Source organism: Thermomonospora echinospora (genome assembly GCF_900108175.1).
Lineage (GTDB): Bacteria > Actinomycetota > Actinomycetes > Streptosporangiales > Streptosporangiaceae > Thermomonospora > Thermomonospora echinospora.
In genome coordinates this window covers 1-16,701 of sequence record NZ_FNVO01000049.1, presented here as the reverse complement: position 1 = coordinate 16,701, position 16,701 = coordinate 1, and the positions used below count along the sequence as shown (strand labels likewise).

At 70.5% G+C, this 16,701-nt stretch carries 14 protein-coding genes; 2 read left to right on the top strand and 12 right to left on the bottom strand.

The window, feature by feature from the left end; all coding sequences use genetic code 11:
- Positions 1-443: 443 nt before the first annotated feature.
- Both C4U03_RS39270 and C4U03_RS39265 read right to left on the bottom strand, forming a co-directional pair.
- The gene (locus C4U03_RS39270) at positions 444-1,073 is read right to left on the bottom strand and encodes an LUD domain-containing protein (RefSeq protein WP_103944921.1); all 630 of its coding nucleotides are present in this window, start codon (positions 1,071-1,073) and stop codon (positions 444-446) included.
- A gap of 97 nt (positions 1,074-1,170) precedes the next feature.
- Positions 1,171-1,626, bottom strand: coding sequence for a nuclear transport factor 2 family protein (locus C4U03_RS39265; protein ID WP_103944920.1), 456 nt, complete (start codon positions 1,624-1,626; stop codon positions 1,171-1,173).
- A gap of 292 nt (positions 1,627-1,918) precedes the next feature.
- Between C4U03_RS39265 and sigJ the strand changes: the two genes are divergently transcribed.
- Positions 1,919-2,809 (top strand): RNA polymerase sigma factor SigJ, encoded by an 891-nt coding sequence (gene sigJ, locus C4U03_RS39260; protein WP_235018406.1) that lies wholly within the window; start codon positions 1,919-1,921, stop codon positions 2,807-2,809.
- 296 nt (positions 2,810-3,105) lie between these two features.
- On the opposite strand, the gene C4U03_RS39255 is transcribed toward sigJ, so the two are convergent.
- Positions 3,106-3,615 carry a DUF523 domain-containing protein gene (locus tag C4U03_RS39255; protein ID WP_103944916.1) on the bottom strand — a complete coding sequence of 170 codons (510 nt, stop codon included), beginning with the start codon at positions 3,613-3,615 and terminating at the stop codon, positions 3,106-3,108.
- Between the two features lie 169 nt (positions 3,616-3,784).
- Between C4U03_RS39255 and ctaD the strand changes: the two genes are divergently transcribed.
- Positions 3,785-5,482 (top strand): aa3-type cytochrome oxidase subunit I, encoded by a 1,698-nt coding sequence (gene ctaD / locus C4U03_RS39250; protein ID WP_103944914.1) that lies wholly within the window; start codon positions 3,785-3,787, stop codon positions 5,480-5,482.
- 26 nt (positions 5,483-5,508) lie between these two features.
- Here ctaD and C4U03_RS39245 read toward each other — a convergent pair whose 3' ends face one another.
- The 9 genes from C4U03_RS39245 to C4U03_RS39205 all read right to left on the bottom strand — a co-directional run bounded on the left by C4U03_RS39245 (position 5,509) and on the right by C4U03_RS39205 (position 15,515).
- Positions 5,509-6,336 carry an SDR family NAD(P)-dependent oxidoreductase gene (locus C4U03_RS39245; RefSeq protein WP_103944913.1) on the bottom strand — a complete coding sequence of 276 codons (828 nt, stop codon included), beginning with the start codon at positions 6,334-6,336 and terminating at the stop codon, positions 5,509-5,511.
- Between the two features lie 218 nt (positions 6,337-6,554).
- On the bottom strand, positions 6,555-8,099 hold the full coding sequence (locus C4U03_RS39240; RefSeq protein ID WP_268817590.1) for a flavin-containing monooxygenase: 1,545 nt from the start codon (positions 8,097-8,099) through the stop codon (positions 6,555-6,557).
- A gap of 10 nt (positions 8,100-8,109) precedes the next feature.
- On the bottom strand, positions 8,110-9,132 hold the full coding sequence (locus tag C4U03_RS39235; protein ID WP_103944911.1) for an AurF N-oxygenase family protein: 1,023 nt from the start codon (positions 9,130-9,132) through the stop codon (positions 8,110-8,112).
- A complete protein-coding gene (locus tag C4U03_RS39230) occupies positions 9,129-9,773 on the bottom strand; it encodes a TetR/AcrR family transcriptional regulator (protein WP_235018405.1) in 645 nt (214 codons plus the stop codon). The genes C4U03_RS39235 and C4U03_RS39230 overlap by 4 nt, the downstream gene beginning before the upstream one ends.
- Before the next feature lie 99 nt (positions 9,774-9,872).
- Positions 9,873-10,532 (bottom strand): CBS domain-containing protein, encoded by a 660-nt coding sequence (locus C4U03_RS39225; RefSeq protein ID WP_103944907.1) that lies wholly within the window; start codon positions 10,530-10,532, stop codon positions 9,873-9,875.
- A gap of 10 nt (positions 10,533-10,542) precedes the next feature.
- Positions 10,543-11,079 carry a flavodoxin domain-containing protein gene (locus C4U03_RS39220; RefSeq protein WP_103944905.1) on the bottom strand — a complete coding sequence of 179 codons (537 nt, stop codon included), beginning with the start codon at positions 11,077-11,079 and terminating at the stop codon, positions 10,543-10,545.
- A 218-nt stretch (positions 11,080-11,297) separates the two neighbouring features.
- Positions 11,298-12,557, bottom strand: a complete 1,260-nt coding sequence (locus C4U03_RS39215; protein WP_146087706.1) for a COG1361 family protein — start codon at positions 12,555-12,557, stop codon at positions 11,298-11,300.
- Positions 12,558-12,713: 156 nt separating this feature from the next.
- Positions 12,714-13,955 carry a helix-turn-helix domain-containing protein gene (locus tag C4U03_RS39210; protein WP_103944902.1) on the bottom strand — a complete coding sequence of 414 codons (1,242 nt, stop codon included), beginning with the start codon at positions 13,953-13,955 and terminating at the stop codon, positions 12,714-12,716.
- A 336-nt stretch (positions 13,956-14,291) separates the two neighbouring features.
- Positions 14,292-15,515, bottom strand: coding sequence for a PucR family transcriptional regulator (locus C4U03_RS39205; RefSeq protein WP_103944900.1), 1,224 nt, complete (start codon positions 15,513-15,515; stop codon positions 14,292-14,294).
- Positions 15,516-16,701: the final 1,186 nt, after the last annotated feature.

Here is a 16,701-nt window from a genome sequence, read left to right as displayed (position 1 = left end):
GGAGACTGTGTGGGAGAGTAGGACACCGCCGGACACATACCTACAGTGGTCGGGGCCCGTCTGGAGTGATCCAGGACGGGCCCCGACCCATATCCAGACCCCTTTTTTCCTCTCCCCTTCCCGGGTTCCTGGTCTGCTGTTCTCCGGTCTTGCAGCTTTTTCGTTGGTCTGTCGTTGTGGGTGTTGTGTTTGGGGGCGGGCAGGACCGACCCCGGACACACCCCTGGGCTGCGCCTCGCCCAGTTCCCCGGCCCCCTCTTGTGACTCGCCGGCCAAAGACCACTATCAACGGCGGGACTGTCATTTTCCCAGCCCGGCGGACGCAGGCCCGGACGTGGTTTCCCGAGGCCTGGTGGTGCTGCTAGGCGGGGCAGGCCAGCGGTCCGAGGCACGGATTCGGTGCTGTGGGCCGAGGTACGAGGCCATGGCCACCCCTGATGGCTTCAGAAGCCGATGGCTTCGCGGAGCAGCAGGACGGTGCCGCGTCCGGGGCGGGGCTCTGCGTTGAGGATGAGAAGGCTGTTGACGGCGCTGGGCTGCCCGTAGATCACCTGGGCGCGGGCGCTTTCCAGCGGGAGGACGTGGTCCTCGAGACGGCGCAGCGCGGTGCTCAGGTCGGGTACCACCTTCTGCGCCCCGACGATCCAGATCGCGCGGGCGGCGCCGCCGGCGTAGGCGGGTAGTTGGCTTCCGCTGGCCGAGGCGACCACGAGGGAGCCGGTCTCGGTGAGCGCGGCGACGCTGCCCACGACGACATCAGGGCCGGAGACCAGCCGTCGGATGTCGTCGGCGCAGGTGGCGCGGTCCATGGCCCGGACGCGCGGCTTGACGGCCTGGTACCGCCCGCTGGTGTTGATGTCCTCATTGATGCCGGACAGGCGGAGGGTCTCGCTGGCCGCGGTGAACACGCCGGCGCCCTCGGGGATCAGATCTTTGACACGGGTACGCGCGGCGGCGGCGTCGTCGAGGATTTCGACGGTGAAACCGTGTGCTGTCAGCGCGGCGGCCGCCCGCTCCAGGCGCTGCGCGGGCGCCGGCTCGGTGAACGGTATGGCTGGAGTCGGGGTGGTCATGACGCCTCCTGAGCTGGTCGTGGTGTAGCGGGTCGTAGGGCGCAGGTGGTGCCGGATCGGCGTTGCCCGGTCCGCGGGCGTGTTCCCAACCGGTGGGTCAGCGGGTGTCCCCTGCCGCCGGGGGCGCTGAGCCCGCCAGCGGACTGTGGTCGAGGTACCGGACCTCGTAGACGCGTTCGGTGAACTTCCAACCTTCGCCGGTGCGCCGGTAGCGGTCGTGGTAGATGGCGTAGTTCAGGTGCGAACTGCCGTCGCGCAGGCGGATGAGCTCCTGGAGGTAGGCACGGCCGGACGCGGTGTCGCCGTCCAACCGGATCGTGCCCGGATGGGTGGTCTGCACGAAGAGGGCCACGAGAGCCTCCCGCCGCTCGCGCCAGGCGCGGATCTGGTCCCGGCCGGCGAGCTCGACGGGGACGTTGGGCATGCGCAGCACGCCGTCCGGTGTGAACAGCGACGCGATGCGGTCGTAGTCGCACATCATCGCCGCGTCGGTGAACTCTCCGCGCAGCGCCTCGATCTCGACGCGGTCCGCGACGGCCTGAAAGTCGCTCATCGTTCCTCCTCGTCACATCCAGACCGGCGGAGCCGCAATCGTTGGTGGTGACGTTCACACAAACCGGTCATCATGCCGCTGAACCTTCCTGTCCGCTGGACGGTGTGCGTCCTGCTCGGTGGTACGACGACGCAGTCCACCGGAATGTGAGGCGGCACGTCGGTCTCACATTCCGGCGCCGTATCTCGTCGGACTGGTGAGGACAGATGCGACCGAGGGAGCCGTCGAGACCATGACCACCCGATCCGAGTCAGGAGGAGACGGTCGGCACGACCCGGGCCTGAGCGTGATCATGAGCGAGCGGCGTCAGCTGATCAATCTCACCTACCGGCTCCTGGGCTCCCTGGCCGAGGCCGAGGACGTCGTGCAGGAGACCTATGCCCGCTGGTACGCCATGTCCCGGCAGCAGCGGGAAGCCATCGAATCGGCCGGCGGCTGGCTGACGAAGGTCGCCAGCCGCATCTGCCTCGATCTGCTCGGCTCGGCGCGGGCTCGGCGGGAGCGCTACGTGGGCGAATGGATCCCGGAGCCGCTGCCCGACCGCACGGAGTGGATCAGCGGCCGGTCGGAAGCCGCTACCGCCGACCCGGCCGACCGGGTCACCCTCGACGAGTCGGTCAACATGGCCTTCCTCGTCGTGCTCGAATCGATGACCCCAGCCGAACGCGTCGCGTTCATCCTGCACGATGTCTTCCGCTACTCCTTCGCCGAAGTGGCCGAGATCGTCGGCCGTACCCCGGCGGCATGCCGTCAGCTGGCCTCCTCGGCCCGCCGCCGCATCCGCGCGTCACAGGCTCCCGCGATCCCGGCGGCCCGGCAGGCCGGCATCGTCAGGGACTTCAAGCGAGCCTGGGAGGCCAAGGACATCGACGCCCTCATCGGCCTCCTCGACCCCGACGCCACGGTGATCGCCGACGGCGGCGGCCTCGCCGCCGCGCAGCTCCAGCCCATCGCTGGCGGCGAGCAGATCGCGCGCCGCCTGGTCGATCTTGTCGATCTCGCCGGCCGGACACCCGGCAACGTGACTTTCGTGCAGCGTACGGTCAACGGCCGGCCCGGTCTGGTGGTTCAGCAAGACGGCGTCACCGTGACGGTGCTCGCGTTCGACGTCACGGGCGACCGGATCAAGCACATCTGGGCAGTACGGAACCCCGAGAAGCTCCGGCCCTGGACGACGGGCTGACACCCGCCCGTACGCCCTCGGGCCCGCTGACAACCTGAAGCTGATGCGTTCTCGTATCGCGGGATGACCTGTGGTCCCATGGCCGTCCGCGCCGGTCAGTGCGTATCGCGTCACCACCGGGTAGGTCGGGTGGCTGTGGCGGGACCGGTGGCCTGGGTGTCGGCGGTGAACGAACGCCGCCGACCTGCCGGTCCTGGGGCGAGGTGCCTGACCGGTGAGATCGGCGGGGATGCCGGTGACGGCCTCGCCGCGAACGGCAGCCCGTCCGTGCGCGGAGACCGGGTGCCGGCCGGTGGTCAGGGGGTGGGGTGGGCGGTTTCCAGCCGGTGCAGGTAGGCGGCCGCTTCGGAGAGGGCGGTCTCGCTGAAGACGCGGATGCCGTGGCGTTCCAGGAGGGCCGTGGTGACTCCGGTCCCGGGGGAGAGATGGCCGGTGAAGGCGCCGTCGTAGATCCGGGTGCTGCCGCAGGACGGGCTCGACTCCTTGAGGACGGCCAGACGGGCGTTCGCCTGCCGGGCGGTCTCCAGGGCGCGGTGGGCGCCCAGGAGGAAGGCGTCCGTCACGTCCTCGCCGGTGTCGGTGAGCACGCGGGCGGTGCCGTCCAGGACCGCCGGGCCGCCGCCTGCACCGGTGATCTCGGCGGGACGGCGCGGGACGGGCAGCCCGCCGCCGACCTCGGGGCAGCAGGACACCAGCCGGCCCTCCGCCCGCCAGCGGTTCAGGAGCTCGTCGTCCCGCAGCTTGTCGCGGCCGTCATAGCGGACCCGTTGGCCCATCAGGCAGCCGCTGACCAGGATCTTCTCCACGCCTTCACGCTACCCGGGCCGCGGCGGGGCGGCGCGGACGGCTCCGGTTCAGGAAAGGGTAAGGGATTCGTCCGGTGAGCGGCATTGATGCCTTGTGCGGTGCTTAGGCCCGTTGAGCAGTGGAGATGGACTGTGGGACAAGGACGTCGTCCTCCCCTGGGAGCCCAGCATGGTACTGCTCGGCCGTCCGCTGCCGGAGACGCCGCCGGTGCGGCGTAGCCGGGGTTCGGTGGTCGTCTCCTGGATCACCACGACCGATCACAAGGTGATCGGTTACCTGTATCTGATCACCTCGTTCATGTTCTTCCTGTTCGCCGGGCTGCTGGCGATGGCGATCCGTGCCGAGCTGTTCCGGCCCGGGATGCAGTTCTTCAGCAACGAGCAGTACAACCAGCTGTTCACCATGCACGGCGCACTGATGCTGCTGCTGTTCGCGACCCCGCTGTTCATCGGGTTCGCCAACTTCATCATGCCGTTGCAGATCGGGGCGCCGGACGTGGCGTTCCCGCGGATGAACATGCTGAGCTACTGGCTGTTCCTGCTCGGCGGGCTGATGGTGGTGTCGGGGTTCCTGACACCGAACGGCGCGGCCAGTTTCGGCTGGACGGCCTACACGCCGCTGAGCCACATGACCTACTCGCCGGAGGTCGGCGGGGACCTGTGGATCATGGGGTTGGTGCTGTCGGGCTTCGGTACCATCCTGGGTTCGGTCAACTTCATCACCACCATCATCGGAATGCGGGCCCCGGGCATGACGATGTTCCGGATGCCGATCTTCACCTGGAACGTCCTGCTCACCTCGATCCTGGTGCTGCTGGCCTTCCCGGTGCTGGCGGCGGCCCTGATGGTGCTGGAGCTGGACCGCAGGTTCGGCTCGCACGTGTTCGACGGCGCGACCGGCGGAGCCCTGCTGTGGCAGCACCTGTTCTGGTTCTTCGGCCACCCGGAGGTCTACATCATCGCGCTGCCGTTCTTCGGCATCGTGACCGAGATCATCCCGGTGTTCAGCCGCAAGCCGCTGTTCGGCTATGTCGGCATGGTCGGGGCGACGATCGGGATCGCCGGGCTGTCGGCGGTGGTCTGGGCGCACCACATGTTCGCCACCGGACAGGTGCTGCTGCCGTTCTTCTCGTTCACCACGTTCCTGATCGCGGTGCCCACCGGAGTGAAGTTCTTCAACTGGACCGGCACCATGTGGCGGGGCAACCTGAGCTTCGAGTCGCCCATGCTGTGGTCGGTCGGGTTCCTGGTGACGTTCCTGTTCGGCGGGCTGACCGGCGTCATCCTGGCCTCACCGCCGCTGGACTTCCACGTCACCGACTCCTACTTCGTGGTGGGCCACTTCCACTACGTGGTGTTCGGCACGGTGGTGTTCGCGATGTTCGCCGGGTTCTACTTCTGGTGGCCCAAGTTCACCGGCAAGATGCTGAACGACACGCTCGGCAAGTGGCACTTCTGGACGCTGTTCATCGGGTTCCACACCACGTTCCTGGTGCACCACTGGCTGGGCGCCGAGGGGATGCCGCGGCGGTACGCCGACTACCCCAACGAGTTCGCGTTCCTGAACGAGGTTTCCAGTATCGGCGCGTTCATCCTCGGAGCCTCGACCCTGTTCTTCTTCTACAACGTCTACATCACCGCGCGGCACGGCAGGCGGGTGGAGGCCGACGATCCCTGGGGCTACGGGAACTCGCTCGAATGGGCGACCTCGTGCCCGCCGCCGCGGCACAACTTCACCTCGATCCCGCGGATCCGTTCCGAGCGCCCGGCGTTCGACCTGCACTACCCGCACACCGAGCCGAGCGGGCGGCTGCAGTCGAAGGCGGGGGGAGCGATCGAGGAAAGCGGGCCCACCAGCACTCCCTAGCGGCGGGTGGGGCCGGGAACGGCCGGTCAGCGGCCGTGGTGCTCGCGGCGGTAGCGGGTGGCGGCGAACTGGGCGGCGCGGACGGCGAGCTTCGGGCTGAGGCGCATGCCGCGCCAGGCGGTACGGCCCGTGGCGGGGGCGACGATCAGCGCCTCGTTGCGGGCGACGCCGCGCAGGACGTCGCGGGCGAGCCGTTCGACGGTGTAGAAGCCGCCGGCCTGCTTCTTGATCTGGGCCCGGCCGTCTCCGCTCATCGGGGTCTCCGGCAGGCCGGGGTTGATGTTGGCCAGCAGCGGGGTGTCCACGAAGCCGGGGCAGACCACGCTGACCTTGACGCCGGCGCTCGCCGCCTCGGCCCGCAGCCCCAGCGACAGCCCGACGACCGCGTGCTTGGTGGCGGTGTACGGGATGCCCATGGGCATCGGGACCAGGCCGGCCAGCGAGGCGGTGTTGACGATGTGCCCCGAACGCTGCTCCAGCATGAGCGGGTAGGCGGCCTGCACGCCGTGGACGACGCCCTTGAGGTTGATGTCGATGGCCCGATTCCAGTGGTCGAGGGTCAGCTCCTCGGCCAGCCCGCCGATCGCGATGCCGGCGTTGTTGAAGACCAGGTCGAGCCGTCCGTGCTCGGCGTGGACCTTCTTGTAGAGGGTGGCGACCGCCTCGGCGTCGGTGACGTCCAGGCCCTCGGCCAGGGCGCGGCCGCGGCCGAGCGTGTTGAGTCGCTCGGCGACGCTCTCGGCGCCTGGCGCGTTGATGTCGGTCACGATCACGGTGTCGCCTCGGGCCACCAGGGCGGTGGCGATGGCGCGGCCGATGCCCGATGCGCCCCCGGTCACGATCGCGATGTTCATGGGCTGGCTCCGCTCGACGTTCAAGCCTGATCGGCCTATTGGACGTTTCCTCAATATCGCAGGAGTATATGAGGCGATACATCCTGCATGGTCGAAGTGTTGCGTTTCCCACCGCTGCGGCGGCGCCGTGACCCGCGACAGGCGGGGTTACGGCGCCGCTGTGGGCGTCTGCCGCTGAAGGCGTCTGCTGTGAAGACGGGTGGCGGCGAGTCGACGGGTCAGTGGCCGATGGTGGCCGGTTCGGTGGGGGAGGCCGGCTTCGGGGCGTTGGCCAGCTCGAAGTCCGAGGGACGGACCCGTCTGGTGCGCAGCCAGTAGTTGACGGTGGAGGCCGGCCAGGCGGCGCGGTTCCTGCCGTTGCGGTCCAGGTACCAGCTCGTGCAGCCGCCGGCCACCCAGACGGCGCCCTCGGACTTGCGCTGCACCCACTCGTTGAAGCGAGCCTGGACGGCGGGACGCACCGCGATGCGGGTGGCGTTGCCGGCGCGCAGCCTGCGCAGGCACTGCATCACATACCTGACCTGCGCCTCGATGATGAAGATCATGGAGTTGTGGCCCAGGCCGGAGTTGGGGCCCAGCAGCAGGAACAGGTTGGGGAAGCCGGCGACGCCCACCCCCAGATGGGCCTGGATGCCGTCCCTCCAGGCGTCCTGGATCCGCACGCCGCCCCGACCGACGATGTGCGCGTCGTCGAACGCGTCGGTGACGTGGAAGCCGGTGCCGAAGATGATCGCGTCCACCTCGACCTCGGTCCCGTCCCCGCACACGATGGACCGCCCGCGGACCTCCTTGACGCCCTCGGTCACCAGTTCGACGTTGGGCCTGGTCAGCGCCGGGTAGTAGTCGCTGGACACCAGCGTCCGCTTGCAGCCCATCGTGTAGTCGGGGGTCAGCTTGCGGCGCAGCACCGGGTCCTTGACCTGGCGGTGCAGATGCCACTGGGCCAGCCCGCCGGCGGCCTTGAGCAGCCGAGGGTTCTTGAAGCCGAGGACGAAGCTCTCCTGCATCAGGTAGATGCCGTTGCGGTAGGCGCGCTGGACGCCCGGCACGGAGCGGAACAGCCGCTTTTCGACCTCGGTGACACGGCGGTCGGGCTTGGGGATGATCCACGGTGGGGTGCGCTGGAAGACGGTCAGCGACTCCACCTTCGGGGCGATCTGCGGAACGAACTGGATCGCCGAGGCGCCTGTCCCGATGACCGCGACCCGTTTGCCGGTCAGGTCGTAGTCGTGGTCCCACTCGGCGGAGTGGAACGTCCGGCCGGTGAAGGTCTCCAGGCCGGGGAGATCGGGGATGCTGGGCCGGTGCAGCGGGCCCATCGCCGAGACCAGCACCCGGGTGCGGAAGGTCTCGCCCGTGGCGGTCATGACCTGCCAGGAGTCGGCCGCGTCGACGTACTCGGCGCCGGTCACCTCGGTGCCGAAGCGGATGTGGCGGCGCAGGCCGTACTTGTCGACGCAGCCCTTGATGTACTCCAGCAGCTCCCGCTGGCGCGGGAACATCCGCGACCAGTCGGCCTTGGGCTCGAAGGAGTAGGAGTACAGCAGCGACATGATGTCGCAGGCGCAGCCCGGATAGGTGTTCTCCCGCCAGGTGCCGCCCACCTCGTCGGCCTTCTCCAGGATCACGAAGTCGTGCACCCCGGCCCGCTTGAGGGCGATCGCCATGCCCAGGCCGGAGAATCCGGTCCCGACGATGACGATCTCGTGCCCGCCCTCCGGCGCCACGGTGCCGGAGGGCTCCGCCGTGTGCGCGGTCGTCACCTGCGCCTCCTCAGGCCGTACCGGCGGCACGGCCGGTGGCGGCACGGCCGGCGGCGGCACGCACCCGCGGCTTGTCCCAGATGCCCAGCGCGGCCCAGATCCGCTTGTTGACGGGGGTGATCAGGCCCAGTTCCGCCATCAGATCGCGGATCTTGGCGACGCAGTCGCGCAGCTGCCCCTTGAACTCGGAGCTGCCGTAGGCCTCCTTGACCACCTCGTCGGGGATGCCGAAGTGCCGGACCATGGGGCCGGGCGGGCAGAGCATGATCCGCGCCATCAGCCCGAGGACCAGCGGGGCGGCGACGCCGAGCATCCGGCGCTGCGGCCCGCTGAGGTTGGGCACCCGGTGCCGCAGGTAGTGCCGGGCGAAGGAGATGTGCCGGGCCTCCTCGGCGATGTGGATCTTCATGATCGTCTGCTCCAGCGGATGCTTGACGTGCCCTCCCTTGAGGGACTTGCGCTGGACGAAGTCGATCGGGTCCTCGCCGCCGAGCACGAACACGAAGAACAGTTCGGTGCTGATGAGCGGGATCCAGGGCGCGACCTGGGCGAGCAGGGTCAGCGAGCGCGGCATCCCCCTGATCGGCAGCCCGGTCCGGTTGACGAACTCCTGGAACATCATGCCGTGGTGACATTCCTCGGTCGTCTCGTGGTAGACGTACCGGAACTCCGGCCGGCCGTTGGGCAGCCAGTAGGCGTAGTTGAGCAGGCCGCGCTTGAGCAGGTTCTCGAACTGCAGCCCGATCTTCATGGCGGTGGCCACCCGCCACAGGCCGATCCGCGCCTGCACCTCCACCGGCTGCGACCGGTACCACTCGGTACGGGCCAGCGGGTCGAGCTGCGGGGACATCACCCAGCGCGGGTCCTCGGGGTCCACCTGGAAGTCGGGGTCGTCCCAGGGGATGTCGGCGTAGGCCTCCCAGTGCTTGTCGACCGACGCCTTGTTGAGCCGGTCGATGACGCCGAGGTAGGACTTGCGGTCGCCGACCTGCTCGCGGAGCTCCTCGGCCAGCTGGGTGGGGGGTTTGGTCATGGTGCGGCTCCCTTGTCGTCGGGGATGAGCAGGTTGGCGACGGCCTTGACCTGGGCGAGCACGGCAGCCTGGTGCCCGTGGGCGTCGTTGTCGAGGGAGTTCTGCAGCGACAGCCCGACCAGCAGGGCGAACAGCGCCCGGATGGTGGTGTCGACCATCTCCTCGGGCAGGCTCTCGGGGAACAGCTCGTGGAAGACCTCTTTGATGATCGCGACCACGCGTTCGTTGAGGTCGGCACTGAGCCCGCGCAGGGTCTCGTCGGTACGTCCGGCCAGCGCCAGCTCCAGCAGCGCGATGGCGGGGGGCTGGCGCAGCATCTCCCAGAACAGGTCGAGTGCCCCCGCCACGTTGCGCCGCTCGTCGGGCAGCGCCGCGTAGGCCTGCTGGTACTCGTCGCGCAGCCGGTTCAGCAGATGTTCCAGGGCGGCGGCGACCAGCTCCATCTTCGTGGGGTAGTGGTGCTGCTGCGCGCCGCGGGAGACCCCGGCCCGGCGGGAGACCTCGGTGGTGGACAGGCCCGCCCAGCCCAGGTCCGCCAGCGCCTCGGCGGTGGCCTCCAGCAGCCGGGCCTGGGTGGCGGAGCGGCGCTCCTGCTGGGTGCGGCGGCCGCCGTGCCTGCGGTGGGGTCGTCTGACTGACACTCCTCGACGGTAAGCGCGCAACTAACAAGCAAGCAAGCCTGCTTGTATGTTGTCCGGCTCACAATGAGACATTCGGTCCAGTTGCAAACCCGGGGCCGGTCAGCCGGGTGGCGGCGAAGCGGTGTCGTCGGGCTCGTAGTCGAGTTCCGCCACGACGTCCACGACGCCCTCGACGGACAGGGCCAGCCGGACGGCGACCGGGACGAGGCCCGCGGCCCGCACCCGGCCGTGGAGCCCGACCACCCCGTCGCACACCGTGACGGTCACCTCGTCGGAGTCCTGCCGCAGGACGTGGGCCAGGGCCTCCCGGGTCACCTCGTCGTGGATCTCCTGGTCGGGGCGCAGGAACACGCGCAGCAGGTCAGAGCGGGCGACGATGCCGACGAGCGTGCCGTCCGGCTCGGTGACGGGCACCTGGTTGATGCCGTACTCGCTGAGCACTCGCGCCGCCCTGGCCGCCGGCGCCTCTTCGGTGACCGCGATGACCGGCGAGGTCATCAGCCCCATCGCGGTGGTGGCCTCGGCCTTGGCGTGCTCGTGCCGCCGCCACGGCTCGTCCGGGGACACCGGGGCGGGATGCTCCTCGAACAGCAGGTCCGACTCGGTGATGATCCCGATGACCCTCAGCCGCTCGTCGATCACCGGCAGGGCGCCGACCCCGTGGGCGGCCATGGCCTTCAGCACCTCGGAGTAGGGCGTCACCGCGCCGATGGCCACGACGTCATGGGTCATCACGTCCTTGACCCTGCACCGCCTCATGACCGCCGCCTCAGATCCGGCGACGGTGACCGCTCAGCGCCTCGGCCGCCAGCCGGCGGCCGACCTCGTCGGCCCACTCGTCGATGCGTGCCCAGTCCCGGTGGTCGCCGTAGCGGGCGCCCAGCGCGCGTACGACCAGATCGCCGGTCCAGGAGGTGTGCTCCCGCAGCAGCACCCCGCCGAACCACCGGTGGTCAACGGGCCTGATCGCGTTGAGCAGCCGCTCGGACGCCACGGCCCGCTCCCTGCCGGCGGACCACCGCCAGGGGCGGCGCATCGCCGCGGGCATTCCCACGCTGAACAGCCACACCGGCCGGTCGGTGAGCACCCGGCGGTGGGCGTCCACGAAATCGACGGCCGCGTCCAGCCACGCCTGCCGGTGCACCGCGCTGCCCAGCACGAACGCCTCGAACCGGTCGACGTGCTCCACCCGGCCGAGGTCGGCCACCTCGACGCGGTGTCCCCGTTCGGCCAGCCTGGCGCCGATGCGTTCGGCGATGCTCCGCGTGGAACCGTGCGCGCTCGCGTATCCGACAAGGACGAACATGCCGCCACCCCCTTCGGCGTCCGTTCCCGCCTTCACCCTTCCCGCTCCGCCGGCCTCACGGCAGAGGCGAAGGTCCTGCCGGTCGGCCACGGTCCCTGGAGGGCAAAGGCGGCGGGCAGGACTTTCGTCCTGCCCGAAAGGAAGGAGTTCTCACCTGGAGAGGTGAACGACGCCCATGCTCGTCTGGGCCGTGGGGACGGCCGTGGACGGGCGGCCGCTCAGGCGCTGGCGGCGCCGCCGCGGCGGACGGGCACGCTGCCCGGCCGGAAGGGGAGCCAGACCACCCGGATCCGCGGCGGAGCCTTGGGCCGCGGGGCGGGCTGTGGCGGCAGGGCCCGCAGCCTGGCCGCGGTCGGCCGCTTGCCGTTCAGGCGCCTGCGCACGTCACGGTCGATGATCAGGCTGCGGCCGGGCGCCTGCCGGGCGGTGCGGGACGCGGGGCGCAGACCCGGCCGTGAGGCCAGCAGCAGCGAGATCGAGGCCAGCAGGGCCGACAGCCAGCCGGCCTGGACGGCGGCCACCCGCTGCAGGGCCGGCGGTCCGGAGTCGTCGTTGTCACGGATCGCGGCGACCGGGCTGATCTGGATCACTCCGGGGGCGATCTGCGGGGACGCCACCGGCGGCAGCACCACCTGGGGCAGGCCGCCGACCGAACCCGGGGCCAGGCCGCCGCCCGGGAACCCGCCCGGCGGCAGGACCCCGGCGGGTCCGGGAACCCCGTCCGTCACCCCGAAGACGACCGACGCGGTCTGCGGGGTGCTCTGCGCCGCGGTGACGGTGGCGTAGACGGTGATCTGGCTGCCGGGGCGGGCGTCGCCGGGAACGTAGACGGTGACCGGGGCGCTTTCGCCGCCCTCGCCGACCGCGCCCAGCCGGCACGGCACGGAGATGGTGCACTGCCGCACGGTGAACCCGGCGCCCGACAGCACCAGCCGCACGTCGCGGGCGGCCTTCGCGCCCGACCGGACGTACGCCGTCGCGGTCAGCGAGCCGCCGGGGGAGCCGACCGGGCTGGACAGCGACAGCTTGACGGCGACCGTGGCGCCGGGCGGCGGGTCGTCCGGCCGGGTCGGGTCGGTCGGCTTGGTGGGACCGCCGCCGGGCTTGTCGGGATCTTTCGGGCCGCCGGGACCCGGGCGCGGGCCGGGGCTGGTCGGTTGCGGGGACGGAGTGGTCGGCTCCGGATCGGGCGTGGTGGGCTCGGGGTCCGGGCTCGTCGGCTGGGGAGAGGGGGTGGTCGGCTCCGGGTCGGGCGTGGTGGGCTCGGGGTCCGGCGTGGAGGGGTCCGGGCTCGGGGTGGTCGGCTCCGGCTCCGGGTCCGAGGTGGTCGGCTCGGACGTCGGCTCGGCGGTCTGCTCGCTGGGGGAGGCGGAGGGCTCGTCGGCGAACGCGAGGGCCGGGGCCGCCGTACTCGTGCCCAAGATCATCGCCACGCCGAGCCCCAACGCGACCGGGGTGCCCGCCGATCGGTACGCCACTTCCACACCGCCTTGTCGTCACCCGGGGAGTTTCGCCCTACTGGGCCGTTCCGCAGCGATCCGAACACGAATGCGCGGGATCCGGCAAGTTCACCGTTAATAGTTATTGGACCTCGCGCATCCGGTGCGTACCCGGCCGTGGGCTTTTGTCAGTGGTCACACATTCCGGCGGCCCGGCGGACCGCCGCCCCGGCGTACGGACCTGGCCTGCTCGCGCAGCCACGTCGCGCGCAGCACCACCTCGATGGCGAAGCGCGCGTCCGGATCGGCGAGCTGGTCGCCGAGGGTCAGCTCCAGCTTGCGGATGCGGTAGCGGACGGTCTGCGGGTGGATGTGCAGCAGGTCGGCGATCTGCGCGGCGGTGCCCCGGGTGGCCAGCCAGGTCCGCAGCGTCTCGGTGAGCCGTTCGCGCTGGTTGGCGGTCAGCTCGTCCATCGCGCCCAGCCGCCGCCGCGCCAGCTGGTCCAGCAGCGCCCGGTCCGCCAGCAGCCACAGGGTCAGTAGGTGGTCGGCGCACATCGTCATCCGGCCGTCGTCGATGACGCCGTCGGCGACCAGGTCGAGGGCCTGGCGGGCCCAGCGCAGCGAGTCGGCGGCGCCCGCGGGCTCCACGGTCAGCCCCACCGCGATCCGCGACTCCGGCAGCGCGGCCTCCAGCATCGCCCGGCGGCCGGCGTCCAGCGGGCCGGGGACCAGCAGGTGCGGCTGGTCGTCGGCCAGGTCGTACAGGATGTCGGGGTCCAGGATGGTGCGGACCGCGCGCGCCCCGGATGGGACCGCCACCATGGTCAGCTCGTCGGGCACGGCCCACTCGGCGAAGTGCGCCAGCTCGGCGACGGCGGCCTCGGGCACCGGCGGCCGGGTCAGCAGCAGCCGCAGCAGCCGCCGGCGCCGCTCCTCCAGCGCACCGGCCGGGCGGGCCTTGGCCTCCAGATAGCCCTCCAGCGACAGCGACGACAGCTCGTCGATGTAGTTGAACAGCTCCTCGGCCAGCTTGGAGATGATCTGCGCGGAGACGTTGTAGCGCCCGCCGATCCGCATCACCCGCCGCCAGGCGACCTGCGCGCCGATCCGGTAGGCGGCCTGCAGGCTGTCGAGACTGCGGCCCTCCTGCGCCTCGAACTGGCCGAGCCGGCGGCACAGTTCGTCGCGCCGCGCCTGGTCGCCGGTCGCCCCGGCGATCTGGTCGACGAACGCGCCGAGCGCCCGCTCCACCCCGAGCCGCAGGGTCTGGCCGTAGGGGCCCTCGATGGGACGGGCGTACTCGGGGATGGCCCGGCGGATCTGGGCGATGATCTCGTTGGTGAGGCTGGGGAGCTCTGGCCGCATGAGCCGGGCGAGATGCGGGGGCAGCGAGAACGGCTCCTCCAAGGTCTCCGGGGTGAGACCCTCCGTCATCGGCTGTGTACCTCCGTGGTGGCCGCCGCGCGGCCCTGCCTCGGACGTACATGGCGGGGAGGCTTCCCGGGGAGGTGCCACGACGGTCGGCGCTGCGTGGGGACCCCACCGGCCGGGGCGCGAGGGGTGGGTGCCCGTGCCCGACGCGCCCGGCCGACAGTGATCCAGGACACACAGACGTTAAACCAGGGGGGAAGCCTCCGTGGTAAAGAAACGGTAAAGTCGCAAATTTTGCTCACATACTTATAAAACGGTCGTCGCATCCTCACTGGTCCAGCGGGGAGGCGATATAGGGACGGCTGATGACCGCGATTCGGCCTGCCATTTCATGTGCTGTCAGGATGCTTGGAAGGACACTGCGGAGCGGGGCTCTCCGGCGGTGCGGTGCCGTTCCCGCAAACGCATCGCGCGCAGTACGACCTCCAGTGCGAACCGGGTGTCGGGATCGTCGAGGCGGTCGCCCAGGATCTCCTTGATCCGGCGGATCCGGTACCGCACCGTCTGCGGGTGGACGTGCAGCCGGTCGGCGATCTCGGCGGCGGTGCCCCGGCTCTCCAGCCACATCCCCAGCGTCTCGATCAGCCGGTGCCCCCGCGACAGCCCGGCCTGCTCGATCAGCCGATTCGCCAACTCGTCGACCAGCGCGATGTCGGTCAGCAGCCACAGCGTCAGCAGGTGGTCCTCGCACAGGATCAGCCGCCCGCCGCCGATGATCCCGGCCTCGGCCAGCGACAGCGCCTGGCGGGCCCAGCGCAGCGAGTCGGCCGCCTCCGTCGGCGGCACGGTCAGCCCCACGGCCGTCAGGTGCTGTGCGGTGGCCCGTTCCAGCATCGCCCGCCGCCCGGCGGTCAGCGGGCCGGGGATCAGTAGATGCGGCACGTCCGCCGACAGGTCGACCAACAGATCCTCGTCCAGCGCCGGCCGTATCTCCCGGGCGTCCCCCCACAGGGCGACTAGCGTCACCTCCTCCGGCACCGGCCAGCGGGCGGCCTCGGCCAGGTCGGCGATCGCGGCACGGGGGACGGCCGGACGCTCCAGGATCAGCTGCAGCAACCGCCGCCGCCGCTCCTCCAGCTCGCCCTCCGACCGGGCCATGGCGTCCAGGTATCCCTTGCGCGACAGCTCCGACAGCCGGTCCATGTAGGCGAACACCGCGTCGGCCAGCAGCAGCATGACCGGAGCGGAGAACCGGTGCCGCCGGGCGACCCGCATCACCCTGCGCCAGGCCGCCTGGATGCCGACCCGGTAGGCCGCCAGCAGGGTGTCCAGGCTGCGGCCCTGCTGCGCCTCGTGCTGCCCGAGCCCGTCGCACACCTTGCGCAACCGGTCGTCGGGCGCGCTCGGGTCGGCGATCTGGTCCACGAAGGCGTCCAGGATCTCCCCGATGGCGCCCGGCATGTCCCGTCCGGTCGGGTGGGCGTACTCAGGGATGGCCCGGCGGATCTCCGCCTCGATGACCGGGGCGAGGCTGACCAACTCCGGGCGGAGCACCTCGGCCAGCCGGGGCGGCAGGACCGTGGGCGGCGCCGGCGGGCTGCTCGGTGCGTTCCGGTAGGTCATCGTCGGATCCTCCTTAACCGTCGCCGCCCCGGCCCGGGGCGCCGGCGCGGCGGACCGTGATCGGTCGCCGCGTCGGGCCAGGGGTGCGAGCCGGAGGGTCTCATGGGGTGGTGGTCGGTGACCCAGAACACATTAAAGGTAATTTAAGACGCCGCCCAGCGCACTGATCGGCGGAAATGTCGCCCTGCGAACACGAGTGTTTACGATGAGCTGCAACTTTCATCCGAGTCTCGTCGTCGACCTCGGAAGGGGCCGCCGGGCGGTCGGGGGATGCTCACTTGTTGACAGAGATCCGAGAGGTTTGCTCGGGACCTGTCAAGTGTGACGAGGAAGCGGTCACGAAGGTAAACGCAGATTCGGTCTGCTGAAAACGGTGAAGCAGGCGTCTGATATGGCCGGCCCTATTCGCGCCGACGCCGGGACGCCCTCCTCCGGCCGCTCCGCGGGGCGGCCGGATTCCCGGGCCGCGACCGTCGCCGGCGGATGTGGAATCGGCCGGCCTCCGGCGGTCACAGGACGCCGGCCCCGCCGCGCCGGCCGGAGCGGCCGCCCACCACGGGCCGTGCCGGACCGACGGTCCGCATCGGCATGGTGCGGGAGGTCTGGTACGTCGGGTCGTTCCTGTGCGGAGACCCGCGTCGGACGGGGGCCGGGCCTGGCGCACCGCCCGGCCGGCGGCCGGCGACCCTGGCCGCGACCGGCCCCTGCGCAAGATCGTGACCCTCTGTCACAATTGAGATCAATAAGTCCCAGCTGTGATCACCGAAGGATAAACTCGGCGCCTCGATCATCATTCGGTGACAAGGGACGGAGTGAATCGAGGCTTTTGGCGGCGCACCCCTTGTCCGGCTGGTAACACGCGCTTAACCTACTCGCTCGTAGGGTCCGGTAAGCCGGAAACAGCTTACCGCACGAAGATCGTAGCCATCCCGTGGTGTCGTGCATCGCGGCCGGCGACGACGGGAGCCCGGACCATTCATCGGCTGTTGTCGGCATGCCTCGCGGCAGCCGGGCCGTATGGGGTCCGGTGTGGAAAGAGGGGTCGCCGCTGGACGATTCCGGATTGCATGAGGACTCGTTCGTTCATCTGCTCTCGCCTGGAACAACCTCTCGAAAGGGACCACGGTAATGCGCAAGCTCGTGCGGAACGCTCTGGTGGCCGGTGCGGCCACGACCGCGGCGGTCG

Excerpts from the sequence above, each read along its gene's own strand:
- C4U03_RS39210 (WP_103944902.1), bottom strand. The coding sequence starts at position 13,955 with ATGACGGAGGGTCTCACCCCGGAGACCTTGGAGGAGCCGTTCTCGCTG.
- C4U03_RS39265 (WP_103944920.1), bottom strand. The coding sequence starts at position 1,626 with ATGAGCGACTTTCAGGCCGTCGCGGACCGCGTCGAGATCGAGGCGCTG.
- sigJ (WP_235018406.1), top strand. The coding sequence starts at position 1,919 with ATGAGCGAGCGGCGTCAGCTGATCAATCTCACCTACCGGCTCCTGGGC.
- C4U03_RS39235 (WP_103944911.1), bottom strand. The coding sequence starts at position 9,132 with ATGACCAAACCCCCCACCCAGCTGGCCGAGGAGCTCCGCGAGCAGGTC.
- ctaD (WP_103944914.1), top strand. The coding sequence starts at position 3,785 with ATGGTACTGCTCGGCCGTCCGCTGCCGGAGACGCCGCCGGTGCGGCGT.
- C4U03_RS39205 (WP_103944900.1), bottom strand. The coding sequence starts at position 15,515 with ATGACCTACCGGAACGCACCGAGCAGCCCGCCGGCGCCGCCCACGGTC.
- C4U03_RS39245 (WP_103944913.1), bottom strand. The coding sequence starts at position 6,336 with ATGAACATCGCGATCGTGACCGGGGGCGCATCGGGCATCGGCCGCGCC.
- C4U03_RS39225 (WP_103944907.1), bottom strand. The coding sequence starts at position 10,532 with ATGAGGCGGTGCAGGGTCAAGGACGTGATGACCCATGACGTCGTGGCC.
- C4U03_RS39270 (WP_103944921.1), bottom strand. The coding sequence starts at position 1,073 with ATGACCACCCCGACTCCAGCCATACCGTTCACCGAGCCGGCGCCCGCG.
- C4U03_RS39220 (WP_103944905.1), bottom strand. The coding sequence starts at position 11,079 with ATGTTCGTCCTTGTCGGATACGCGAGCGCGCACGGTTCCACGCGGAGC.